This window comes from Stenotrophomonas sp. ZAC14D1_NAIMI4_1 (genome assembly GCF_003086775.1).
Taxonomy (GTDB): Bacteria; Pseudomonadota; Gammaproteobacteria; order Xanthomonadales; family Xanthomonadaceae; genus Stenotrophomonas.
Genome location: NZ_CP026001.1, coordinates 2,671,292 through 2,694,774 on the forward strand (window position 1 = coordinate 2,671,292; position 23,483 = coordinate 2,694,774).

The 23,483-nt window shown below is 67.8% G+C and carries 23 protein-coding genes; 9 read left to right on the plus strand and 14 right to left on the minus strand.

Going from position 1 to position 23,483, the window contains the following annotated elements; all coding sequences use genetic code 11:
- The first annotated feature begins 146 nt into the window (after positions 1-146).
- The 3 genes from C1927_RS12355 to C1927_RS12365 are packed head-to-tail and all read left to right on the plus strand — an operon-like array spanning position 147 to position 1,701.
- Positions 147-773: a superoxide dismutase gene (locus C1927_RS12355; RefSeq protein WP_108746846.1), complete on the plus strand. Its 627-nt coding sequence runs from the start codon at positions 147-149 to the stop codon at positions 771-773.
- On the plus strand, positions 773-1,351 hold the full coding sequence (locus tag C1927_RS12360; protein ID WP_079222132.1) for a flavin reductase family protein: 579 nt from the start codon (positions 773-775) through the stop codon (positions 1,349-1,351). Before C1927_RS12355 ends, C1927_RS12360 begins: the two co-directional genes overlap by 1 nt.
- Positions 1,348-1,701, plus strand: coding sequence for a tetratricopeptide repeat protein (locus tag C1927_RS12365; RefSeq protein ID WP_079222133.1), 354 nt, complete (start codon positions 1,348-1,350; stop codon positions 1,699-1,701). The genes C1927_RS12360 and C1927_RS12365 overlap by 4 nt, the downstream gene beginning before the upstream one ends.
- A 5-nt stretch (positions 1,702-1,706) precedes the next feature.
- Here C1927_RS12365 and C1927_RS12370 read toward each other — a convergent pair whose 3' ends face one another.
- Positions 1,707-2,855, minus strand: a complete 1,149-nt coding sequence (locus C1927_RS12370) for an acyl-CoA desaturase (protein WP_079222134.1) — start codon at positions 2,853-2,855, stop codon at positions 1,707-1,709.
- A gap of 12 nt (positions 2,856-2,867) precedes the next feature.
- Complete coding sequence (locus C1927_RS12375) at positions 2,868-3,938, minus strand: ferredoxin reductase (protein ID WP_237772067.1); 1,071 nt, start codon at positions 3,936-3,938, stop codon at positions 2,868-2,870.
- Between the two features lie 92 nt (positions 3,939-4,030).
- On the opposite strand from C1927_RS12375, the gene fabR reads away from it, so the two are divergent.
- A complete protein-coding gene (fabR, locus tag C1927_RS12380) occupies positions 4,031-4,690 on the plus strand; it encodes an HTH-type transcriptional repressor FabR (protein WP_079222136.1) in 660 nt (219 codons plus the stop codon).
- A gap of 352 nt (positions 4,691-5,042) precedes the next feature.
- On the opposite strand, the gene mntR is transcribed toward fabR, so the two are convergent.
- Entirely contained in the window at positions 5,043-5,513 is a 471-nt protein-coding gene (mntR, locus tag C1927_RS12385; RefSeq protein WP_108746847.1) for a manganese-binding transcriptional regulator MntR, read from the minus strand.
- Between the two features lie 116 nt (positions 5,514-5,629).
- Here mntR and C1927_RS12390 point away from each other — a divergent pair, with 116 nt between their 5' ends.
- Entirely contained in the window at positions 5,630-6,961 is a 1,332-nt protein-coding gene (locus tag C1927_RS12390) for an Nramp family divalent metal transporter (RefSeq protein WP_108746848.1), read from the plus strand.
- A gap of 80 nt (positions 6,962-7,041) precedes the next feature.
- Here C1927_RS12390 and C1927_RS12395 read toward each other — a convergent pair whose 3' ends face one another.
- The 4 genes from C1927_RS12395 to C1927_RS12410 form a co-directional block, all read right to left on the minus strand.
- Entirely contained in the window at positions 7,042-7,368 is a 327-nt protein-coding gene (locus C1927_RS12395) for a thioredoxin family protein (RefSeq protein WP_079222139.1), read from the minus strand.
- Positions 7,340-7,819 (minus strand): flavodoxin, encoded by a 480-nt coding sequence (locus C1927_RS12400; protein WP_237772098.1) that lies wholly within the window; start codon positions 7,817-7,819, stop codon positions 7,340-7,342. The genes C1927_RS12395 and C1927_RS12400 overlap by 29 nt, the downstream gene beginning before the upstream one ends.
- Before the next feature lie 13 nt (positions 7,820-7,832).
- Positions 7,833-8,873 (minus strand): ribonucleotide-diphosphate reductase subunit beta, encoded by a 1,041-nt coding sequence (locus C1927_RS12405; RefSeq protein WP_079222141.1) that lies wholly within the window; start codon positions 8,871-8,873, stop codon positions 7,833-7,835.
- A 99-nt stretch (positions 8,874-8,972) separates the two neighbouring features.
- Positions 8,973-11,336, minus strand: a complete 2,364-nt coding sequence (locus C1927_RS12410; RefSeq protein WP_108746850.1) for a ribonucleoside-diphosphate reductase subunit alpha — start codon at positions 11,334-11,336, stop codon at positions 8,973-8,975.
- 432 nt (positions 11,337-11,768) lie between these two features.
- Between C1927_RS12410 and C1927_RS12415 the strand changes: the two genes are divergently transcribed.
- On the plus strand, positions 11,769-12,746 hold the full coding sequence (locus tag C1927_RS12415; protein WP_079222143.1) for a zinc-binding dehydrogenase: 978 nt from the start codon (positions 11,769-11,771) through the stop codon (positions 12,744-12,746).
- 72 nt (positions 12,747-12,818) lie between these two features.
- Here C1927_RS12415 and betT read toward each other — a convergent pair whose 3' ends face one another.
- The 4 genes from betT to C1927_RS12435 all read right to left on the minus strand — a co-directional run bounded on the left by betT (position 12,819) and on the right by C1927_RS12435 (position 16,055).
- Positions 12,819-14,798: a choline BCCT transporter BetT gene (gene betT, locus C1927_RS12420; protein ID WP_108746851.1), complete on the minus strand. Its 1,980-nt coding sequence runs from the start codon at positions 14,796-14,798 to the stop codon at positions 12,819-12,821.
- A gap of 27 nt (positions 14,799-14,825) precedes the next feature.
- Complete coding sequence (locus tag C1927_RS12425) at positions 14,826-15,314, minus strand: VOC family protein (RefSeq protein WP_254051473.1); 489 nt, start codon at positions 15,312-15,314, stop codon at positions 14,826-14,828.
- A gap of 67 nt (positions 15,315-15,381) precedes the next feature.
- The gene (locus tag C1927_RS12430; protein ID WP_108746852.1) at positions 15,382-15,702 is read right to left on the minus strand and encodes a multidrug efflux SMR transporter; all 321 of its coding nucleotides are present in this window, start codon (positions 15,700-15,702) and stop codon (positions 15,382-15,384) included.
- On the minus strand, positions 15,699-16,055 hold the full coding sequence (locus C1927_RS12435; RefSeq protein WP_108746853.1) for an SMR family transporter: 357 nt from the start codon (positions 16,053-16,055) through the stop codon (positions 15,699-15,701). The genes C1927_RS12430 and C1927_RS12435 overlap by 4 nt, the downstream gene beginning before the upstream one ends.
- A 157-nt stretch (positions 16,056-16,212) precedes the next feature.
- Here C1927_RS12435 and C1927_RS12440 point away from each other — a divergent pair, with 157 nt between their 5' ends.
- Complete coding sequence (locus C1927_RS12440) at positions 16,213-17,064, plus strand: LysR family transcriptional regulator (RefSeq protein ID WP_108746854.1); 852 nt, start codon at positions 16,213-16,215, stop codon at positions 17,062-17,064.
- A 93-nt stretch (positions 17,065-17,157) separates the two neighbouring features.
- Here C1927_RS12440 and C1927_RS12445 read toward each other — a convergent pair whose 3' ends face one another.
- Positions 17,158-18,078: a M14 family metallocarboxypeptidase gene (locus C1927_RS12445; RefSeq protein WP_108746855.1), complete on the minus strand. Its 921-nt coding sequence runs from the start codon at positions 18,076-18,078 to the stop codon at positions 17,158-17,160.
- 144 nt (positions 18,079-18,222) lie between these two features.
- Here C1927_RS12445 and C1927_RS12450 point away from each other — a divergent pair, with 144 nt between their 5' ends.
- On the plus strand, positions 18,223-20,298 hold the full coding sequence (locus tag C1927_RS12450) for a TonB-dependent siderophore receptor (protein WP_108746856.1): 2,076 nt from the start codon (positions 18,223-18,225) through the stop codon (positions 20,296-20,298).
- Positions 20,299-20,360: 62 nt separating this feature from the next.
- Positions 20,361-22,133: a chloride channel protein gene (locus C1927_RS12455; RefSeq protein ID WP_254051474.1), complete on the plus strand. Its 1,773-nt coding sequence runs from the start codon at positions 20,361-20,363 to the stop codon at positions 22,131-22,133.
- 90 nt (positions 22,134-22,223) lie between these two features.
- On the opposite strand, the gene C1927_RS12460 is transcribed toward C1927_RS12455, so the two are convergent.
- Positions 22,224-22,526, minus strand: coding sequence for a hypothetical protein (locus C1927_RS12460; protein ID WP_079222152.1), 303 nt, complete (start codon positions 22,524-22,526; stop codon positions 22,224-22,226).
- Between the two features lie 106 nt (positions 22,527-22,632).
- Positions 22,633-23,472, minus strand: a complete 840-nt coding sequence (locus C1927_RS12465; protein WP_108746858.1) for an OmpA family protein — start codon at positions 23,470-23,472, stop codon at positions 22,633-22,635.
- Positions 23,473-23,483 lie beyond the last annotated feature (11 nt).

A 23,483-nucleotide genomic window follows, 5' to 3' on the forward strand; every position in this document is an offset into this window, starting at 1 on the left:
CTGCGCTGACCCATCCGCCCCTGCACCAAGGAAAGAATCAAGGCGCTGACAGCGCACGCCTTCCATTCTCCCTTGACCTCAACCAAAGTTGAGGTGCGATAACAGTCCTCCCGAGGCCCCCGGCCTTCCCCACGGAGACTGTTGCAATGCCGTACTCGCTTCCCGCCCTCCCCTACGCCTACGACGCCCTGGAACCGCACTTCGATGCGCGCACCATGGAGATCCACCACGGCAAGCATCACCAGGCCTACATCAACAACCTCAACGCCGCACTGGAACAGGCCGGCATCGCCGAAACGCCGGTGGAAGCGCTGATCGCCGACCTGGATGCGCTGCCCGAGTCCGTGCGCGGCGCGGTGCGCAACAACGGCGGTGGCCATGCCAACCACAGCCTGTTCTGGACCGTGCTCAGCCCCAGCGGCGGCACGCCGGACGCCGGGCTGGCGGCAGCCATCGAGCGTGATCTCGGTGGTTTCGACGCCTTCAGGGATGCCTTCAGCAAAGCTGCACAGACCCGCTTCGGCAGCGGCTGGGCGTGGCTGACCAGCGATCGCGAAGGTCACCTGCAGGTCGAGAGCAGTGCCAACCAGGACAGCCCGCTGATGGGTGCCGCCGCGGGCCTGTCCGGCAACACCCCCATCCTCGGCCTGGATGTCTGGGAACACGCCTACTACCTGCACTACCAGAACCGCCGTCCCGACTACATCGGCGCGTTCTTCAACATCATCGACTGGGCAGAGGTCGGCCGTCGCTACCGCCAGGCACGCGGCTGATGGACGCCGGCGGCCCTGCCTATGCCGGGCCGTGGGCAGGGGTCTTCCCTGCCCCGGCGCCGGCCCCATCGGTGGACCTGCCGCCGCGCGCGCTGCGCCGGCTGCTGGGCCACTACCCGACCGGCGTGGCCATCGTCACCGCGCGCGACGCGCGGGGCACGCCGCACGGACTGACCATCAACTCATTCGTGCCGGTATCGCTTCAGCCACCGCTGGTGCTGTGGAACCTGGCCCTGCACGCGCAGAGCCTGCGGGTGTTCCAGCGTGCCACGCGCTTCACCCTCAGCATCCTCGGTGCACACCAGGAAGCCCTGGCCCGGCGCTTCGCCGATCCGGCCGTGCGTGATCGCTTCACGGATGTGGCACTGCTCGATGGCGAACACGATGAACCCCCGCGCATCGCCGGTGCGGTCGCCCACCTGCACTGCAACCGCCATGCGCAGTGGCCGGTGGGTGACCACCTGCTGCTGGCCGGACGCATCATCGGCGCACACGACGCCGGCGGCGCCCCCCTGCTGTTCCACCGCGGCCGCTTCCTCCCCGGGCCACTTGAGCACCTGCACGAGGTAAAGCCATGAACATCGAAGCACTGGAAAGCCTGCTGGCCAGCGGCAAGGACAGCGCGCTGCTGCGTTTCGGCCTGGGCCAGAGCTGGCTGGATGCCGGACAGCCGGTGCATGCGGCCACGCACCTGGCCCGGTGCGTGGCGCTGGATCCGCACTATTCGGCGGCGTGGAAGCTGCTCGGCAAGGCCTGGCTGGCCAGTGGCCAGCCGCAGGCGGCGCGCGAAGCGTGGCAGCGCGGGCTCAGCGTGGCCGGCAGCAAGGGCGACCAGCAGGCGCGCAAGGAAATGCAGGTGTTCCTGCGCCGGCTGGACCGCGCCCCGAAGGACGGCGGCCTGCCGGCAGCGCTGGCCAAGGCCAGCTGAAGGCCTCAGCCCGCGTTGGCGGGCGCCGGTGCCGGCATGATGTCCGGCATCGGCAGGCGGCGCGGCTTGCTCGGGAAGGCGTGGCGCAGGATGCGCCAGACCACCTGGGCGAACTGGCGCGGCAGCGAGCCGTTGTTGTAGTGCTGGCCGTAGCGGCGGCAGATGTCCTTCACTTCCTTGGCAATGGCCGCATAGCGGTTGGCCGGCAGGTCCGGGTAGAAGTGGTGTTCGATCTGGTGGCTGAGGTTGCCCGACAGCACGTTGATGATGAAGCCACCGCTGATGTTGGACGAACCACGCAGCTGGCGCAGGTACCAGTGGCCGCGCGATTCATTGCGCAGGCATTCCTTCGGGAAGGTTTCCGATTCGGCGGTGAAGTGGCCGCAGAAGATGATCACGTAGGTCCAGACGTTGCGCATGCCGTTGGCGACCAGGTTGCCCAGCATCACCGGCAGGAAGAACGGGCCGGCCAGCAGCGGGAAGAACACGTAGTCCTTCAGCACCTGGCGCAGCATCTTGCGTGCCACCGGGCGGGTCTGCAGCCACATCGCACGGCTGCTGATGCGGCCCTTGAACCAGCGGCCCAGGCGCAGGTCCTGTGCAGCCACGCCCCACTGGAACAGCAGCGCGAAGATCGGCGCGATGATCGGCTGCAGCAGGTAGAACGGCGACCAGCGCTGTTCCGGGAAGATGCGCAGCAGGCCGTAGCCGATGTCATCGTCCATGCCACGCACGTTGGTGTAGGTGTGGTGGCGGAAATTGTGGGTCTTGCGCCAGTTGTCGCCGGTAGCAACGATGTCCCACTCATAGGTGTTGCCGTTGAGCTTGGGGTCGCCGGTCCAGTCGTACTGGCCGTGCATCACGTTATGGCCCAGCTCCATGTTCTCCAGGATCTTGGCCAGCGCCAGCAGCAGGGTGCCGGCGATGCAGGCCGGCCACAGCAGCGGCGCCCAGAACAGGGGCGAGAACGCGCCCAGGAACAGCAGGCCACGGCCCAGCACGCCCGACCAGCGCACGGCGGCGGCCACGCGGCGGATGTAGCGGGTGTCGGAGGCGCCGAGGCTGCCCAGGATACGGTCACGGATCGCGTCGAGCTCGGCACCGAAGGCGTTCATCTCGGCGGGGCTCAGGGCACGGTCGGAAGCGCGGGTCATGGCAGCAGGTCCTCAGAGATCCAAAGTCAGGTCGGTAGTCGGTGCGCTCACGCAGATCCGCACCGGCTGCGCCGTTTCGGACTGCATTTCACCGGTGCGCAGGTGGCGGGTGGTGCCACTGACGCGGTCGCAGGTGCAGCTGTTGCAGATACCCATGCGGCAGCCGTGCTTGGGCTTGATGCCCTGCGCTTCCAGGCTTTCCAGCAGCGAACGGCCGCGCGCGACCTTCAGCTGGCGGCCACTGCGGGCCAGGGTCAGGGCGATCTCGCCGGCACTGTCGGCATCGCTGAGCGGTGCCGGCGGGGTGAAGGCCTCGGCCTGGAAACCGGCCACCTGGTGCACCAGGCGTTGCCGTGCAGCCGCCACGAAACCATCCGGGCCACACGCCAGCACGTGGCGCTGGGCCAGCGGGGTGTCGTCGCCGGGCACGGCCAGCGAATGGGTGGTGATGCGCGCGGCCGGCACCTCGCCTTCGCGGGTGGTCAGCAGGTGCACGCGCAGGTTCGGGGTGGCCGCGGCCAGCGCCTGCAGTTCCTCACGGAACTGGAACGCGGCGGCGTTGCGTTCCCAGTAGAACAGGTCCACCGGCGCGGCCAGCGGGCGGCGGCAGGCCTCGCGCAGCAGGCTGCGCATGGGCGTGATGCCGCTGCCGGCGGCCAGCAGCAGCACCGGGGCGGCGGCGGGCATGTGGAAGTCCCCAAACGCCGCGTCCAGGCGGAACAGATCGCCCGGCTTGGCGTGGTGGACCAGATGCTGGCTGATGGCGCCGCCTTCGACCGCCTTGACGGTGATGGCCAGCTCGCGGCGACCCAGCGCGGTCGGGCTGTAGCTGCGGCGCAACACGCGCCCTTCAAGCTCCACGCCCAGGGTGATGTGCTGGCCGGCGCGCATGCCCGCCCAGTGCCGGTTGCAGCGCAGGACCAGGGTGGCGGCGCCCTCGCCGGCCGGCTCGCGCCGGACCAGGCGGGCCAGGGGCTCGCGCAGGGTCCACAAGGGATTCAGCTGGCCCGCCCAGAAATCGAACAGCGACGGCGACAGCCAGCGGTACGGGGAAAACAGGGAGGGACGGATCACAGCGCTCATGGGCGCACTATACGGCCGCACACACACCTGTGTATACATGTGTATATTGCTCCGGATTGGGTATGATTCAGCCTTGCCCCTCCGGAAGTGCCATGGCCGCCGCCACAGTTCTGTCGCCGCCCGAAGATGCCAACAGCCCGGCCCGCCGTACGGTGAGCCGCGAGGATCTGTTGGCCGCCGCGCTGAAACTGATCGGCCCGCACCGCAGCCTGTCCACGCTGAGCCTGCGCGAAGTCGCGCGCGAAGCGGGCATTGCCCCGAACAGCTTCTACCGGCAGTTCCGCGACATGGACGAACTGGCCGTGGCGCTCATCGACGTGGCCGGCCGCTCACTGCGCACGATCATCGGCGAAGCGCGCCAGCGCGCCACGTCCAGTGCGACCAGCGTCGTGCGCGTATCGGTGGAAACCTTCATGGAGCAGCTGCGCGCAGACGACAAGCTGCTGCACGTGCTGCTGCGCGAAGGCGCGGTGGGCTCGGATGATTTCAAGCACGCGGTTGAACGCGAACTGCACTATTTCGAAGAAGAGCTGCAGCACGACCTGGTGCGCCTGGCCGCGCTGGACGGCGCCAAGCTCTACAAGCCGGAACTGGTGGCCACCGCCATCACCCGCCTGGTGTTTGCCATGGGCGCCACCGCGATGGACCAGCCGCCGGAGAAAGACCCGGAGCTGGTCGAACAGATTTCCACGATGATCCGCATGATCATCGTCGGCGCCCGCAGCCCGGCCGCGTTCCGTCGCGGCAGGTAGATCCACGCCATGCGTGGATGAAATCTGTTAGAGATCGAATGAATTCATCCACGCATGGCGTGGATCTACTGTGTCGGCCAAGGTCGACATCCACCAGATCCGACCCCGTGCCGACCAACGGTCGGCACCCACCAGAGCAGATCTCCGTTCCGACAGATCGCGGGAAACTGTCGAAGGCGGGGTGGGTCCGGTTGAGGGGGCGTGAGCCGCATGGATGCGGCGACCGAGCTTACAGGGACGTACTTGCAGCGCCCCCCTCAACCGGACCCACCCCGCCATCCCACGGATAGCCCGCTTTTGACGTTGACGTTGATCTGAGGCGGGTGCAGGGCTGCAAGCCCTGCCCCAAACCTCAGCCCGCCCCGCCCTCGGCCTTGCGCACGAACGCCTCGAACAGCGCCAGCGTCTGCTCGCTCACATGGTGTTCGATGCCCTCGGCATCGCGCCGCGCCGTGTCCGGGTCGACGCCCAGCGCCAGCAGGAAGCGCTCCACGGTCTGGTGCCGCTCGCGGCTGGCGTGGGCCAGCGCCTCGCCTTCCGGGGTCAGGAACACGCCCCGGTACGGCCGCTGCACCACCCAGCCATCACGGGCCAGGCGCCGCAGCATCTTGGCCACCGTCGGCTGCGCCACGCCCAGGCGGGTGGCGATGTCGACCTGGCGCGCCTCGCCGCCATCGGCCAGCAGGTCGGAGATCAGCTCCACGTAGTCCTCGACCAGCTCCATCCGGTGTGCCTCGCGCACCTGCCGGAAGCTCTCGACCTGGCGCTCGGCCTCGATCAAGGGGGGATTCTTTGCCGATGTCGAAGCGCCTGTCTTGCCCACGCGTGTGCCTGTCCTGCCGAGGTATTCCGGATCTGAACCTGAATTCTGGACCAGTGACGCAGCAAAGACGATTGTTTCACATTGCTAATGGATATAGCAGTGGCTATATTGCAGCCATGAACACCGTCGAGCCCACCGACTCCCCGGCCGCCCCTGCAGCCAGTCTCGGCGCGCTCAACGCCTCGGTCGCCGTACCCGAAAAAGGCCACTGGTGGTTCCGTCTGCTGGCCTTCATCGGCCCCGGCTACATGGTCTCGGTCGGCTACATGGACCCGGGCAACTGGGCCACCGACCTGGCCGGCGGCTCGCGCTTCGGCTACCTGCTGCTGTCGGTCATCCTCATCTCCAACCTGATGGCGGTGATCCTGCAGGCCTTGTCGGCGCGGCTGGGCATCGCCACCGGCATGGACCTGGCCCAGGCCTGCCGCGCGCGCTATCCCAAACCGGTAAACCTCGCGCTGTGGGGCCTGTGCGAAGCAGCGATCATCGCCTGCGACCTGGCCGAGGTGATCGGCACCGCCATCGCACTGAAGCTGCTGTTCGACCTGCCACTGCTGTGGGGCGCGGTGATCACCGCACTGGACACGCTGCTGGTGCTGCTGCTGATGAACCGCGGCTTCCGCGCCCTGGAAGCCTTCGTCATCGCCCTGCTCATGATCATCTTCGGCTGCTTCCTGGTGCAGATCGCACTGGCCGCGCCGCCGGTGATGGAGGTGCTGGGCGGCTTCATCCCGCGCACGCAGGTGGTCACCGATCCGCATGCGCTGTACATCGCCATCGGCATCATTGGTGCCACGGTGATGCCGCACAACCTCTATCTGCACTCGTCCATCGTGCAGACGCGCGCGTATCCACGCACCGATGAAGGGCGTCGCAGCGCGCTGCGCTGGGCGGTGACCGACAGCACCATCGCGCTGACCCTGGCCCTGTTCATCAATGCCAGCATCCTGATCCTGGCGGCTGCCGTCTTCCATGCCAATGGCCGGTTCGACGTGGAGGATATCGAGCAGGCGCATCAACTGCTGGCACCGATGCTGGGCGTAGGCCTGGCCTCGACCCTGTTCGCGGTGGCCCTGCTCGCTTCAGGCCTGAATTCCACAGTGACCGCCACCCTGGCCGGACAGATCGTGATGGAAGGGTTCCTGCACCTGCGCCTGCCCCCGTGGCTGCGCCGGTTGATCACCCGGGCGCTGGCGATCATCCCGGTGGTGGTGGTGATCCTGCTGTTCGGCGACCAGGGCGCAGTGAAGCTGCTGGTGCTGAGCCAGGTGGTGCTGTCGATGCAGCTGCCGTTTGCGATCATTCCGCTGGTACGTCTCGCGACCGACAAGGCCACGATGGGCGCGCTGGTGGCCCCGCGCTGGCTGGGCAGCATCGCCTGGGTGATCGCCGTGGTGATCGTCGCGTTGAACGTGAAGCTGCTGGTGGATACCTTCGCCGGCGCGTAACCCGCAGGGGTCGGACCCCTTGCCACAGGCAAGGGCTCTGACCCCTGTCATCGCGAAAAGCAGCCGAGCATGGCTCGGCTCTACAGATGCATCGCGATCGCGGCTTCTATCTGCTGCGGCGACTGGAATCCTGGCAGCCGCTGGCGCTCGTCACCATCGCGGAACAACGACAGCGTCGGCGTCTGCCGCAGCCCCAGTTCGCGGAAGAACGCTTCACCCAGCACCTCCAGCTGCACGCGCAGCAACGTCGTGCCCTGCCCCGCCACGCTGTTGGCCACGCGGTGCAGCGACATCTCCAGCATCCGGCACCCCGGGCACTGGTCCTTGTGGAAATCCACCAGCACCCGCGGGTGCTCGGCCAGCAGCTGCTGGAACTGCTCAGGCGTGGTGGCGTCGATGATCTGCATCGCAGGTGCTCCTGTAGTGGGCCAGGACCGTATCGGTCCAGGCGTCGATGGCCGCGGCGTGGCGTTCGCCATGCGGCATCTGTTCGATTTCCAGCGGCGGGTAGCTGCTGTTGAAGTAGCGGATCAACCGGTGCACGGCGCCGCAGTAGTACTCCTGCCCCCACTGCGTTTCGCCGGTCCCGAACACCGCCAGCTGGCGTGGGCGCTGGCCGCGCTCGGCGATGCCAGCCACCCAGGCCTTCATCTCCGAGGGCGTCCGCCCGGCGTTGTCGGTCCAGCAGCCCAGCAGCACCAGGTCGGCTTCATCGGCGGCCAGCGGCGCGGCCGCGCGCAGGTCATCGGCCTCCTGCCAGTGCACCACATGCCCGGCCGCCTGGCAGCGCGCCTGGATGTGCCGGCCCAGCTCGCGGGTGTTGCCGCTCAGCGAGGCCACCACCAGCAGGATGCGCAGCGCCGCGTCCGGCTCAGAGGTCGTCGAAGCCGTTGTCGACGTTGGTCTTCTTGTAACTTGCATTGCGCATCTCGAAGAAGTCGGTCTTGGTTTCGGTGAAGTTGTCGGCGTAGGCCTTGATCCACGGCATCACGTTGTCGGTGGTGTCGCTGTACAGGCGCTCGATGCCCAGCATGCCGGCCATCTTGTTGGCGCGGTACTTCACGTAGCGGGTCATCTCCTCGACGTCGATGCCGTCGATGCCGTCCAGCACTTCCGACGACCACTGGGTTTCCAGCTCGATGGCGTGCTCGAACGCCTGGTGCACATAGGCCGTCAGTTCGTTGGTCTGCAGCTCCGGGTTCTCGCCGATGATGGCGCGGATCAGCTCGCTGATGAACTTGGTGTGGGCCAGCTCGTCGCGGTTGATGAAACTGATGATCTTGCCGGTTCCGGTCATGCGGTTCTGCCGCACCATGTTGTAGAAGTACGCAAAGCCGGAATAGAAATTGATGCCCTCCAGGATGGACGACTGGATCAGCGACTTCAGCAGGGTCTCGGCGGTCTTCTCGCGCATGAAATCGTCATACGCCCCCATGATCGGCGCATTGCGCTTGATGATGGTCGGATGGGTGCGCGCCAGTTCGAACACGCGGTTCTGGTTGGGCAGGTCGGTGATCGAGGCCAGCACGTAGCTGTAGCTCTCGTTGTGGATCACTTCCTGCTGGCCGATGATCGCCGCGTTGGCATGTGCCGCCGGGTCGGTGATGTACTCGGCCACGTTGTAGATGAAGCGGGTCTGCGGCGAATCGAGCGTGGCCAGCAGGCCGATGATCGAGTCATAGGCATTCTTCTCGCGCCCGGACAGCTCGCCGTACTGGCGCGCGTCCAGCTTCATGTCCACCTCGTCGGGGATCCAGAAGTTGGTCGACAGCTCCTTGTAGGCCCGATAGAACGACGGGTACGGAATGTCGTTCCAGTTGAGGATGCCACTGGTGCGGCCGTTGATGATGCCGGTGCTGCGGTTGGGGTGGCGCGGTTCGAGGATCTTGATGCGGTCGAGGGGGGTTGCCATGGTCTTACCTGCAGGGGGTAGCGCCGGGCCTTGCCCGGCGGAATGAATGACGGTCGCGCGATGCGCTCGCCGGGCGTGGCCCGGCGCTACCGTGGGTCGTCAGCTGGAGCACCACTCGCATTCGCTGATGTCGATGTCGTTGGAGCGCACGTAGTAGGTGGTTTTCAGGCCCTCGCGCCACGCGCTCAGGTGCAGCTCCAGCAGCGTGCTGGCGCGGATGGTGCTGGGCACGTACAGGTTGAAGCTGATGGCCTGGTCGACGTGGCGCTGGCGGCGGGCGTTCTGCCGCACGCTGGCGAACTGGTCGACCTTGTAGGCACCCTTCTCGTAGTAGGGCCACGTTTCCAGCGACAACCCCGGTGCAGCCACGGGCCGGCGGAAGTCCTTCTTTTCCTCGTAGTAGAACGCGCTGTAGATCGGGTCGATCGACGCGGTGGATCCGGCGATCTGCGCGGTACTCATGTTCGGTGCCACTGCCAGCAGCCAGCCGTTGCGCAGGCCATGCGTGGCCACGTCGCGGGCCAGGCTGTCCCAGGCGGCGCCTTCGTAGCGGCGGTCACGGAAATAGGCACCGGTCTGCCAGTCGCTGCCAGCGAACATCGGGTAGCTGCCCTTTTCGCGGGCCAGCTGCAGGCTGGCCTGGATGGTCAGGAAGTTGATGCGCTCGAACAGCGTGTCCGACAGCGTCTCGGCCTCTGCCGTCTCCCACTGGATGCCCTGCTGCGCGAGCAGGTGATGCCAGCCGAAGGTGCCCAGCCCGATGGCGCGGTACTTGCGGTTGGTGATGGTGGCCTGCGGCACCGGCAGTGCATTGAGGTCGATGACGTTGTCGAGCATGCGCACCTGGATGGGAATCAGGCGCTCCAGCACATCCTTGGCCAGCAGATCGTCCGGTGCGGTGATGGCCCGCCCGAGGTTGATCGAGGACAGGTTGCAGACCACGAAATCGCCGGCACGCCGGGTGGTGACGATCTGGTCGCCGCTGACGATCTCCTGGATCATCCGCGTCGGGCTCATGTTCTGCAGGATCTCGGTGCACAGGTTGCTGGAATAGACCATGCCCGCGTGCTTGTTCGGGTTCTTGCGGTTCACTTCATCGCGGTAGAACAGGAACGGGTTGCCGGTCTCCAGCTGGCTCACCATGACCCGCTTGAACAGATCGATGGCACGCACGGTACGGCGGCTGATGCGCTCGTCGCCCACCAGTTCGGCATAGCGGTCGCGGAAGCTGCCCGCACCCCGCGTCTCATCGTAGAAGTCCTGCAGGTACCAGCCCTTGGCCTGCTTCACCTCGTGCGGGTCGAACAGGTACCAATCGGCCCGACGCTCCACCGCCTCCATGAACAGATCGGGCACGCAGACCGCAGTGAACACATCATGCGCGCGCAGCCGCTGGTCGCCATTGTTCAGGCGCAGATCGAGGAAGGCCTCGATGTCGCGATGCCAGATGTCCAGGTACACCGCCACCGCGCCCTTGCGCTGGCCCAGCTGGTCGACCGACACGGCGGTGTTGTTGAGCTGCTTGATCCACGGGACCACGCCGCCGGAGGAATTGGGCACGCCGCGGATCGGCGCGCCGCTGCTGCGCACATAGCCGAGGTAGGCACCCACGCCGCCACCGTGCTTGGACACCCGGGCGATATCGGTGTTGGAGTCATAGATGCCCTGCAGGCTGTCATCCACTGTATCGATGAAGCAGCTGGACAGCTGCCCGCCGACCTTGCCGGCGTTGGCCAGGGTCGGCGTGGCCACCGTCATGTACAGGTTGGACAGCGCCCAGTAGGCCTCGCCCACCAGCTGCATGCGGCGCTCCCTGGGCTTCTCGTCCTGCATCAGGTACAGCGCGATGGTCAGCCAGCGCTCCTGCGGCAGTTCGTACACCTCGCGGCTGCGGTCGCTGGCCAGGTAGCGCGTGGCCAGCAGGTACAGGCCGTTGTAGGCGAACAGGCGGTCGCGCTCGGGCTCGATCATCTGGCCGGCCTGCTGCAGTTCGTCCTTCGAATAGCAGCGCAGGATGTCGTTGCTGTACACGCCGCGGTCGGCCAGGCTTTCCTGCAGGCCCACGTAGGAACCGTATTTCAGGCTGACATCGTAGAAGCGGTTGCGGCTGGCGCGCTTGTACAGCCGGCGCAGGTACAGCCGCGCGGCGAACTGCTCCCATTCCGGCGCCACCAGGTCCACGCGCGATTCGGCCTCGCGGATCAGCAGGTCCACCAGGTCATCGGCGCTGATGCTCGGCTTGCGCTCGACCATCGCCTGCACCACGCGGCGGTAGTCGCCCACGTCCAGCTGCGGGAACTCGGCATGCACGCTGTCGATGCTGCGCTGCAGGCGTCCGGCGTCGAACGGCAGCCGGCGGTTGCCCGCTTCCTTGCTGATCCAGGTCGGCACGTGCTCGCCCGCAGCGCGCAAAGCGTCGCCGGCGCCGGCCAGATCGGCCGTGCGGTAGGTGTTGTCGGTCATGGTGGTGGAACTCCAGGCTCGCACGCGCGGTGGCGTTCGATGCCATGGCGGCCCTGCACGCGATACCGGCGCACGGGGCGATCGGGGATGTATGCCAAAGCGCGGGAACACGAGGTCGTCGGCGATAGCCTGCGCCTGCGGCCGGTATCCGGGCCGTGGGGGCGACCTGTGTCCGCACGATGGCGGCCGCGTCGACACGGCAAGCCTTCAGGGGCGGGCCGCGGGACGTTTGCTGCGTGTCCGGCGGCGGCGGCTGACCGGGGGTGACGGCCACAACATAGTGGGGATGGATCGAACCGTCAACACAAGATGCGGTAATCACGACATGCCGCGACGATCCGTCGCAGGATGCCGTGTTGCACCACCGGCGCCTTGTCCACGGCGCCGCCATCCCCAGTTGGTTACAACCTCCTTTTCAACCGGAAGTCCCCCATGCGTGCTGCCCAGTACACCGCCTTCGGCGATCCCGCCACCGTCCTTGCCATCGCCGATGTCGCCCTGCCCGAGCCTGGCCCCGGCGAGGTACGCATCCGCACCACGCTCGCCTCCATCCACAACCACGACCTGCTGACCGTGCGCGGCCTGTATGGCTACAAGCCGACCTTGCCGGCTGTAGGCGGCAGCGAAGCGCTGGGCGTGGTCGATGCCCTCGGCGAAGGCGTGCAGGGCCTGCAGGTCGGCCAGCGCGTCGCCGCTGCGTCGGTGCATGCCACCTGGGCCGAGGCGTTCATCGCGCCGGCGCGCATGGTCATCCCGATGCCGGACGCCATCGCCGATGAAACCGCGGCACAGTTGATCGCGATGCCGCTGAGCGCCCTGATGCTGCTGGAATTCCTGCACGTCGAGGCCGGCCAGTGGATCGTGCAGAACACCGCCAACGGCGCCGTCGGCAAGTCGCTGGCGATGCTGGCGCGCGCACGCGGGGTCAACGTGGCCAACTTGGTGCGCAATGCCAAGGCGGTCGCGCAGCTGCAGGCGCTCGGCATCGACCACGTGTTCGATACGTCGCAGGACGGCTGGAAGGACCGCGTGCGCGAGGCCACGGGCGAAGCACAGGCAGCCGCTGCGGTCGATTCCATCGGTGGCGATGCCAGCGCCGATCTGGTCGAGCTGCTCGGCCTGCACGGCACCCTGGTCTCGTTCGGGGTGATGAGTGGCGAGGCGATGCGCATCCCCGCCAGCGGCCTGATCTACAAGGAAGCCACGGTGAAGGGCTTCTGGGGCAGCAAGGTCAGCCAGGCGATGCCGGTGGAAGACAAGCGTCGGCTGGTGGGCGAACTACTGCAGCGCGCGGCCAGCGGCGAGCTGACCCTGCCGGTGGACGGCATCTTCGCGCTGGATGACATCCAGGCCGCAGCCACTGCAAGCGCGCAGCCGGGGCGCGGCGGCAAGGTGCTGCTGCGGGTCTGATCACCGCATGGTGGAGCCGAGCGTGGGCTCGGCTCTACACGGAGGTGCGGACCAACGGTCCGCACCCACCCATCAACGGCTCAGATGCAGGAACTGCAGGTGGCGTTCGTACTGGCTGATGATGTCGTTGATGATCTGCTTGCGGCTGTAGCCGACCAGGTCGTAGTCCTGGCTGCCTTCGAACAGATGCACTTCGGCGCGGTAGTAGCGCTGGTTGCGCAGCTGCTGGGCGGCGAAGGACGGGGTCAGGTAGCCGCTGAGGATCACCCGGTACAGGAAATCCTGCTGCTCGCCGTGGTTGACCGACAGTTCCATGTCGCCCGCCTCGAAGCGCGTGGCCACATCCCAGCCCTGCCCGCGCAGCTGCTCGGCCACCGCTTCCATCGCTGGCTTCACCGTATCGTCCATGAAGCGGTAGACCTGGTCGCGCACCGGGAAGTGCATGGCCTGGCTCAGGCGCTGGCGCCAGCCCTGGTGGTGGCGGTCATCGCCGATCAGCGGTGATGGCCGGAACTGCTGCGCGCGCTCGCGGTGCGATTCGTCACTGAAGGCGCGGGTCAGGCCCCACATCATCAGCAGCAGCACCGCCGAGAACGGCAGCGAGGCCAGCACCACCGCCGATTTCAGCGCATCGATGCTGCCGGCCAGCAGCAGGCCTGCGGTGAGCACCGCGATGACCGTGCCCCAGAACACGCGCAGCCAGCGCGGGCCGTCGTCCTCAGGCGCACCGCCGTGCGAGGACAGCGTGGACAGCACCACCGCGCCCGAATCAGCCGAGGTCACGAAGAAGATGAAACTCACCAGCACGGTCACCGCGATCACCACCCGACTCCATGGGTAGCCATCCAGCAGCGCGTACAGCACCGTGGGCGGATCATCCACCGCCAGCTGTGCCAGCTGCTGCTGGCCATGGTGCAGCACCTGGTCCAGCGCACTGTTGCCGAAGATCGACAGCCACGCCAGGGTGAAACCGAGCGGTATCAGCAGCACGCCGAACACGAATTCGCGGATGGTGCGGCCACGCGAGATGCGCGCGATGAACAGCCCCACGAACGGCGCCCAGCCGATCCACCAGGCCCAGTAGAACACCGTCCAGCCACCGAGCCACTGCGGGCGGCCGCCATAGGCATACACGTCGAAGCTCTTGCCGACCACGCTGCCCAGGTAATCGCCCAGGTTCTGCATGAGCGTGCTGAGCAGGTACTGGGTGGGGCCGGCGCACAGCATGAACAGCACCAGCGCGATGGCCAGCAGCATGTTGATGTTGGCCATCCAGCGCACGCCCTTCTCCACCCCGGACACGGCCACCGCCACGGCGGCGCCCATCATGCTGGCCACCAGCAGGATCTGCACCAGGTTGGAGTGCGGCACGTTGAACAGGTGGGTCAGGCCGGCGTTGAGGTGCAGCACGCCGAAACCCATGTCGGCACCGATGCCGAACACGGTGGCGACGATGCCCAGTGCATCCACGGTGTAGCCGATGGGGCCGTTGATGCGCTTGCCGATGAGCGGGTACAGCGCCGAGCGCAGCGCCAGCGGCAGGTTGTGGCGGTAGGCGAAGTAGGCCATCGCCATGGCCGCCAGCGCGAACACGCCCCAGCCATGCAGGCCCCAGTGCAGGAACAGCAGCTGCATGGCCTGCCGCGCGCCTGCCTCGCCAGCAGCGGCATCGCCCTGCGGCGGCTGCAGGTAATGGGTGAGCGGCTCGGAAACGCAGAAGAAGAACAGGGTGATGCTGATGCCGGCGGCGAACAGCATGCCGGCCCACGAGAGATAGCTGAATTCCGGCTCGTCGTGGTCTGCGCCGAGCTTGATGCCGCCGTACTTGGACAGCGCCACGCCCACCACGAACACCAGGTACAGGGTCATCGCCAGCAGGTAGTACCAACCGACGTTGAGTGCGGCCCAGTCCTGCGCCTTCAGCAGCAGGCGGCCGGCCCCCAGCGGGAACAGGCTGACGAACAGTGCGAAGGCAACGACAACGATCGCCGCGAAGGCGAAGACGGGCCGGAGAGTGCGCACCGGGGGGTGTTGAGGCTCCAGTGCTTCCATCGGCAGCCATCTCCGGTCGATCAGGGATTAGCCGACCGAGTCTGCGTGAACGGCAGTGGACGCAGGATGAAGTGCACGGTCGCGACGACAGCCCGCGGACAGGTGCGGCGTGCTATCACGCGCGCGCCGCGCCACACAGCCCATCACGTGTACACCGCACAGCTTGTTGCCATCCGGATCGCGCAGGTAGGCCAGGTACAACTGGCGCCCCGCCTTGTGGCGCACACCGGCCGGCGCTTCGATGGCGCTGCCACCCTGGGCCACGCCGGCCTCCTGCCAGGCGTGCACCGCCTGCGGGGACTGCAGCGCGAAACCAATGGTGCCGCCGTTGGCGTGGCAGGCCGGCTGGCCATCGATGGGCGGGGTGACGATGAACATCCGCCCCTCCTTGATGTAGACCAGCTTGCCGTCTTCGTCGGTCATGCCCGGGCGCCCGCCCATGGCGGCGAACAAGGCGTCGTAGAAGCGGCGCGAGACTGCAAGATCGTTGGAACCGACGGTGATGTGGCTGAACATGGCGGGCACTCCATTGCGGGATGCCTGCAGTGTCGGCCACCCCACCGCGCGCCGCAATCGCCGCCGCTCAGGCGGTGCTGAGCAGCAGGACCGCAGCGGTGACCAGGCCGATGCCTACCCAGCCGATGGGGCGCAGCCGGTTGCCGAACAGCAGGCGGCCGCAGGTGGCCGTGCCGATCACACCGATGGCGCCCCACAACGCATAGGCCGTGGCGAGGTCGATGTGGCGCACTGCCTGGCCCAGCATCGCGAAAGCGATCCAGACCAGCACGATGGCCCCGGCACCCCAGCGCCAGCGGCGGAAGCCATCGGATCGGGCCACCATCATGTTGGCGGCCACGTCGATCAGGGCCGAACAGATCACGAAAAACAGTGCGGTCATGTTCATGCGTGCGCCTCCCCCAGGGTGACGCAGACGATGCCGACCACCGCCAGCCCCAGGCCGGCCAGCTGCTGCAGCGACAGGTGCTCGCCGAACACCCACACACCGACCACGGTCAGCAGGGTCAGGCCCAGGCCTTCCCACACGGCATAGGCCACGCCCACCGCGATGCGGCGCACCGACAACGCCAGGAAGTAATACGACAGCGCCAGTGCGGCCGCCATCACCGCATAGCCGACCCAGCCGCCATCGCGGGCGGCGTGGGCCATGAACGACGTGCCGACCACTTCGGCGACGATTGCCACGGTCAGGCAGGCCCAGGCGACCATCGCGCCACGGGCAGGAACAATGCGGGACATGGGGAACTCCTTGTGGCCGCGCCGGAGCCGGAGGGTAGATCCACGCCGTGCGTGGAAGAGCGCTGCCTGCCACAGGAAGGCGGTGGGCACGGGAGGCAGTATCATCGCCTTTTACGTTGGCCCCAAGATGGATTCCATCGACAGGAGCGATGGATCGATGCCCTACTCTCCCGAATCCCTGCAGGCCTTCGTCGAGGCCGCTGCACTTGGCTCGTTCTCCGCAGCGGCGCGGCGCCTGCGCAAGACCCAGTCCACCGTCAGCACCGCCATCGCCCACCTGGAAGCCGACCTGGGGGTGGCCCTGTTCGACCGCAGCGCGCGCTACCCGCAGCTGACCGAGGCCGGGCGCGAGGTGCTCGGCCACGCGCAGGAGATCCTTGCCGCCGACCAGCGCCTGCAGCAGTTGAGCGTACGCCTGGCCGCGCCCGTCGAGCCGCGGCTGACCGTGGTGTTCTCCGATGTCTACCAGCTCGACCCGGCGCAACGCGTGCTGCAGCGTTTTGCTGAGGCGTTTCCCGAGGTGGAGCTGGAATGGCTGGATGCCGAAGGCCACGATGTGCTGGAGATCGTCACCAGCGCGCGCGCCGACCTGGGCCTGCTGCCACGACAGGACCGCTATCCCGATGCGCTGCTGGCGCAGCCGCTGGCCCACCACAGCGAGCTGGCGATCTACGTGGCCCTCGAGCATCCACTGGCACGGGCCGGCACGCGTGCTTCGCAGCAGCTGGCCCGGCACCGGCAGGTGCGGCTGAGCGCGCAGGCCGACCACGCACGCGCCGCCGCTGGCCGGGTGTGGACGGCTTCGGACTACCTGATGGTGATGGAGATGGCCGAGGACGGCATCGGCTGGGCTGAACTGCCACGGGCACTGGTGCAGCGCTATGACCGCGGGCGGCTGCTGGAGCTGCGCCTGCCCGGCTGGCCCCGGCGCATCCACAGCGACCTGGTGCGCCGCCGCGACAGCCCGCCGGGGCCGGCCGCGTTGTGGTGGGCCGACGCATTGGGCTGATCGCGAGGAGGTAGTGCCGCGATTGCCGGCCAGCGGCCGGCACTACCCATCAGTAGATCCACGCCATGCGTGGATGCGAACGATTTCAACCGGTCAACGGTGGGCCAGCGCGTACTCCAGCGCCGAGCGCACCGCCGCCACCTGCGCGTCGTTGCACTGCTCCGGCGTCGCCCGCGGGCTGTCCGGGTAGACCTCGGTGGTGGTGGTGTACTTCGCACCGGTGATGCCCGCGCACAGCGCCAGCTTCACCAGCGGGTACTCGATGACGCCGTGGGCGACCACCGGCGAACCGATGATCTCGTTCTTCTCGTCGGCCGGAGCGATGTGGGTCACCTGCTCCACTGCGGCGATCACCGCCTGCTGGAACGCCGGCTGCGGGTTCTCGCTGTCATCGACCAGATAGAAGCCATCGGGAATCAGGCCCGGTTCGAACGGCTTGCCATCGCGCGCAGCCAGCGCCGGGCGGAACTCGCTCTCGTCGCTGTCGGTGGTCTCGTGCAGGTCGATGTGCAGCACGAACTGCCCCTTGTACGGGGCGATCAGCGCGATGACGGCGGTCGATTCACGGGCCGGGCCATCAGCGCGGAAATTGCGGTTCGGGTCGATCGCATCGTAGTTCCAGCGGTTGATGCGCTCGAAGCCCCACGGGTTCACGCACGGCGCCACCAGCAGGTTGGCCTTGCCGGCGTAGTCGGCCGCGTGCTGCTCCAGGAAATCCAGCGCCCCCATCACGCCGCTGGTTTCGTAGCCGTGCACGCCACCGGTGACCAGCGCCGCCGGCAGGGCCGGGTTCCAGTCGTGGCTGCGCAGGGCGAACAGGGTGTAGGACTCACCGGCATAGTCGAGCTGGCCATAGGCCACCTTCTCGAAGCGGCCGGCCAGCGCTTCGATGCGCGGCAGCACTTCCTGGTCATAGCGGCGCAGGCGCTGCTGGCGGCCGCGCCACTGCTCCCGTTCCGCCGTGCCCCACGGCTGGCCAGAGGTTCCGACGGGATAGAAAGCGGCAGTGGACATGGCAGATCTCGGCAGTCAGGAAACAATCTTCCACTTTACCACCGGGCCATTCAGGCCACGGCCGCGCCACCCCCGAAAGACGCATTCCATTGGCGAATGGAATCAGCAATAATTCTCATTTACGACCCTTCCGCGCCCGCCTCCATGCCCTTCCGAATCCTGCCCCCGGCCCGCCTGCCCCTGGCCGCCGCCCTGACCCTGTGCCTGTCCGCCACCGCCTTTGCGCAGGACAGCGCCACCACCCTGGACAGCATCCAGGTCTCCGGCAGCTGGCTGGGCACCGGCCTGCACGACAGCGTGAAAAGCTTCGCCGGTGCCCGCACCGTGGTCGACCGCCAGCGCATCGACGCCAGCGGCGCAGCCAGCATCGGCGATGCCATGCGCCGCATTCCCGGCGTGCAGGTCACCGACAACTCGGGCACGGCCGGCAGCTCGGTCTCGCTCAACATCGGCGTGCGTGGCCTGACCGGCCGCTACTCGCCACGCTCGACCGTGCTGCTGGACGGCGTGCCGCTGGCAGTGGCGCCCTACGGCCAGCCGCAGCTCTCGTTTGCCCCGACCAGCCTGTCCAACATCGAGTCCATCGACGTGGTGCGCGGCGGCGGCGCGGTGCGCTACGGGCCGCAGAACGTCGGCGGCATCATCAATTTCAGCACCCGCGCCATCCCCACCGAGGCCGGCCTGCACGGCGAAGCCGGCGTGCGCTACACCGCCTACGACCACGGCGGTGGTGACAGCACCCAGTACAACGCCTTCCTCGGCGGTACCGGCGACAACGGCCTGGGCATGGCCCTGCTGTACTCGGGCCAGGACGGCCGCGGCTGGCGCCAGGGCAGCGATGACCGCTTCGACGACCTCGCGCTGAAGTTCGCCTATGCCATCGACGAGCAGCAGGAGCTGCGCGCGAAATTGTCGTACTACGATGTGCGCTCGCTGACCCCGGGCGGCCTGACCCGCGCCCAGTACGAGGCCGATCCGTTCCAGAACACCCGCCCCACCGATTTCTGGAAAGGCCACCGCACCGGCATCGACCTGGGCTACACCAATACCCTGTCGGCCAACAGCGAATTTGAAGTGCTGGCGTATTACAACGAAAGCAACCGCGCCAGCTCGCTCATCAACGCTGCCAACACCCAGCTGACCGTGCAGCCGCGCGATTACCGCGTGCTGGGCATCGAGCCGCGCTACACCCAGCGCCTGCGCTGGGGCAGCACGGTGCATGACATCACCGCCGGCTACCGCTTCCTGCGCGAGCGCGGCAACGACCGCAGCTACACCGTGGTCCGCCGCACCGGCGTGGAAAGCGCCATCACCCGCTTCGACAACGCCACCGATGCGCACGCCTTCTACGTCGACGACCGCATCGCCGTGGGCCAGTGGCGCATCACGCCGGGCGTGCGCATGGAGTGGATCGACATGGACCGCCGCCAGGCCGGCGGCGGCACCACCTTCAGCAGCCGCAACGACAAGGCGCTGCCGTCGATCAACATCGCCTACCTGCTGACCCCGCAGCTGACCGTGTTCGGCAACTACACCACCTCGTTCGGGCCGGTGCAGAACATCCAGCTGAATTCGCAGACCGCCAGCAACCCGCTGAACCCGGAAGTGGCCAAGACCACCGAGCTGGGTGCGCGCTGGCAGGACGGCGCCCTGCGCGCGGAAGTGACCGTGTTCAAGATGCGCTTCGACAACCAGATCCAGCAGGTGCCGGGCATCACCCCGCCGACCTTCCAGAACATCGGCGCCACCGACCACAAGGGCGTGGAGAGCGCGCTGGAGTACCGTTTCGCCGAGGACAGCGCACTGGCCGGGCTCGAGCTGTACGCGAACTACACCTGGACCAAGGCGATCCAGCAGTCCGGCGACAACCGCGGCCTGGACGTGCCCTTCTACTCGCGCGACACCGACAGCATCGGCGCCCGCTACGCCCTCGCCGCCTGGACCTTCAACGTCTCCAGCACGCACCAGAGCGGGCAGTTCTCCGATGCGGCCAACACCTGGGCCGAGAGCGCCGATGCGCGCGTGGGCCGGGTGCCGGGCGTTCGACTGTTGAACGCGCAGGTGGCCTGGCAGGTGCCGGGCCTGGCTGACAGCGAGATCGCGCTGGGCGTGAACAACCTGGCCGACAAGCGCTGGTACACCCGCAACGTCGACGGCAACGCCGGGCGCATGGTGGCCGCGCCGCGCACCTTCTACGTGCAGGGCCGCTACCGCTTCTGAACCACCAGCCGCCCGATGCGGTGAGGGCAGCGATCACGGTGGCGGCGTATCATGCCGCCACCATGTCCTCCCACGCTTCGCCATCCCGCCTGCATCTGGCCTTCCAGGGCCTGCGCCTGCGCCTGCGCGGCAGCGACCTGTGGTTCATCGCCCTCGCCCTGGTGGTCGGCCTGCTCGCCGGCGGCCTGACCCTGCTGCAATCGGGCATCGCGCGCTGGCTGCAGGCCGCGCTGTACGGCCTGGATGAAGGCATCCGCCTGAGCTCCCTGCCCTCGCTGCCGTGGACCGCCCTGCTGGTGCTGCCGCTGGGCGGCCTGCTGGTCGGCCTGGTCGCGCTGGCCGCCACCCGCCTCAAGCGCCCGCTGCTCGATGCGGTGGAGGCCAACGCCCTGCACGGCGGCCGCATGTCGATGCGCGACAACCTGATCGTGCTGACCCAGACCCTGATCTCCAACGGCTGCGGCGCATCGGTGGGCCTGGAGGCGTCGTACACGCAGATGGGTGCCGGCAGCGGCTCGCAGCTGGGCCGGGTGATGCGCCTGCGCCGCAATGACGTGCGCATCCTGGTCGGTGCCGGTTCGGCCGGTGCCATCGCCGCCGCCTTCGGTGCGCCCCTGGCTGGCGCGTTCTACGCCTTCGAGATCGTGATCGGTGCCTACACGCCCGCCGCACTGGCACCGGTGGCCGTGGCTGCACTGGCCGGTGCCTTCGTGGCAGACCAGGCCGGCATCGACGCCTATCTGCTGCCGGCCGCATCCACCATCGACGTGCGCGCCGCCGACTACGCCATCTACGGCCTGCTCGGCTGCTGCTGCGCCATGGTCGGCATCCTGGTGATGCGCCTGATCGCTTCGATCGAAGGCACGGTCAAGCGCAGCCCGCTGCCGCTGTGGGGCCGCCCGGTGCTCGGCGGCCTGCTGCTGATTCCGCTGGCGATGGCCAGCCCGCAGGTGCTGTCTTCCGGCCATGGCGCGCTGCACCTGGACCTGACCACCCACCTGCCGCTGATCTGGATCGGCGCCCTGCTGACCCTCAAGTGCCTGGCCTCGGGCATCTCGCTGGGCTTCGGCTTCCGCGGCGGGCTGTTCTTCGCCTCGCTGTTCATGGGCACGCTGGTCGGCGCCCTGTTTGCCGGCCTGCTGGCGATGGCCACCGGCGTGCCGGTGATCGATGCCACTTCGGCTGCTCTGGCCGGCATGGCCGCGCTGGCGGCCGCCGTGGTCGGCGCACCGATGACCATGGCCATGCTGGTGCTGGAGGGCACCCACGACTTCCTGCTGACCAGCGTGGTGATGAGCGCTGTGCTGGTGTCCAGCACGCTGGTGCGGCAGTGGTTCGGCTATTCGTTCTCCACCTGGCGCATGCATCTGCGCGGGGAAACCATCAAGAGCGCGCGCGACGTGGGCTGGGTGCAGAACCTCAATGCCGGGCGGATGATGCGCAAGGGCGTGGCCACCGCACCGGCCGACCTGGATACGGCCTCGTTCCGCCAGCGCTTCCCGCTGGGTTCGGGCGGCCGCGTGATCCTCGTGGACAGCGAAGGCCAATACGCCGGCATCGTGCAGATTCCGCGCATGTACGGCGATGGCGTGAAGCCGGATGCGGTGGTGGGCGACTATGCCGAGAACCGCGACGTTGCGCTGGCCGCCAACGCCAACGTGGTGGCGGTGATGCAGCGCTTCGACCAGACCCAGGCCGACGAACTGGCGGTGGTAGCCAGTGATGGCCAGGTGCTGGGCGTGGTCTCCGAAGCGTTCGTGCGCAAGCGCTACGCCGAAGAGCTGGACAAGCGCCAGCGCGAGTTGATGGGCGAACGCGTCGACGACAGCGATTGACGTCCATCCACGCATGGCGTGGATCTACTGCCACAGATCCGGTTGATTCAGTAGATCCACGCCATGCGTGGATGGCAGAACCTGCGGCCGCTACAGTGCCTCGCCTGCATCGGCCAGGCGTGATTCGATCAGCGCGTACCACTGCTGCAGCGTGTCGATCAGCATGTCCATCTCGGCATCGGCACGTTGCGCGCGCCCGCTGCGCAGGCAGGCCTGCGCGTCCTGCAGCTGGGTGAGGAACCCGGCCACGGTGTCGGCCTGCAGGATCAGGCCGGGAAGGCGCCGGCCGGGAAGGCGCACCACTGAATGGTTGCCAAGCTGGCCATACACGCTGACTGTGGTTTCCGTCTTCATGGACAAGGGCAGGAATTGGGCATTCATCGCGTGCACCATGGAAAGACCTGGCCCGCCGGCAAGCGGAGATGACGGGGGAGACGCATCCACGCCGGCCGGCGGATCAGGGGGGAAACACGGGCGCCGGCAGGGCCGGCAGGGGCGCTCAGTCGAGCCGGGCGGTACCGGCGATCTGTACGCGGCGGTTCGGCGCCAGGCAGGCGATCAGCTCGCGCTGGCTTCGCTGCGTGCACTCCACGAGGGGGTCGGCGGCGCCGCGTCCTTCCGCGCTGATGGCCTGTGCAGGTACCCCGCCCTGCACCAGTGCCACCCGCACCGACTCGGCACGCCGCTGCGACAGCCGCTGGTTGTAGTCGGCGCCGCCGATACGATCGGTGTAGCCGACCACCTGGATCGACTGCACCTGGCTGGCTTCACGCACCTGTGCGAGCACGCCCTGCACCGCCGTCTGGCCTTCCTGGCTCAGCACGTCGCTGTCGAAGCCGAACAACGCATCGGCGGACAGGCGCAGCGGCTGGGCCGGCAGCGGCGCAGGCGCGGCTGCAACCGGCGGCGGCGGCGGTGGGTCAAGCACGGCCGCGCAGGCCTGCGGCTTCCAGTGCCCGGCCTGGGCGATGCCCTTGCCGTCGAATTCCACCTGGAACTGGCACGTGAAGTACTCCGCGCCCTGTGCGGTGCGGAAGTTGAACAGGTAGTTCCACCTGCGCACGCCCCACATGCCTTCGTTGAAGTGCGGCGTGCCCAGCAGTGCGTACAGCTGGCGCTTGCTCATGCCAGGGGCGAAGCGGCGCAGATCGGCCACGTCGGGATAGGTGCCTTCCTTCAGTGATGCCTTGCTGGCATCGGGGAAGCTGACCAGGGTGTCTGCAGCCGGCGATTCCCCGGCGGGTGCGGTGCTGCGGCAACCGGCCAGCAGGCCGGCGGCCAGGACCAGGATGAGCGACGCGGCGAACGGGCCGGGGCGCGAGGTGCGTTGGATCGTCATTGGGATTCCCC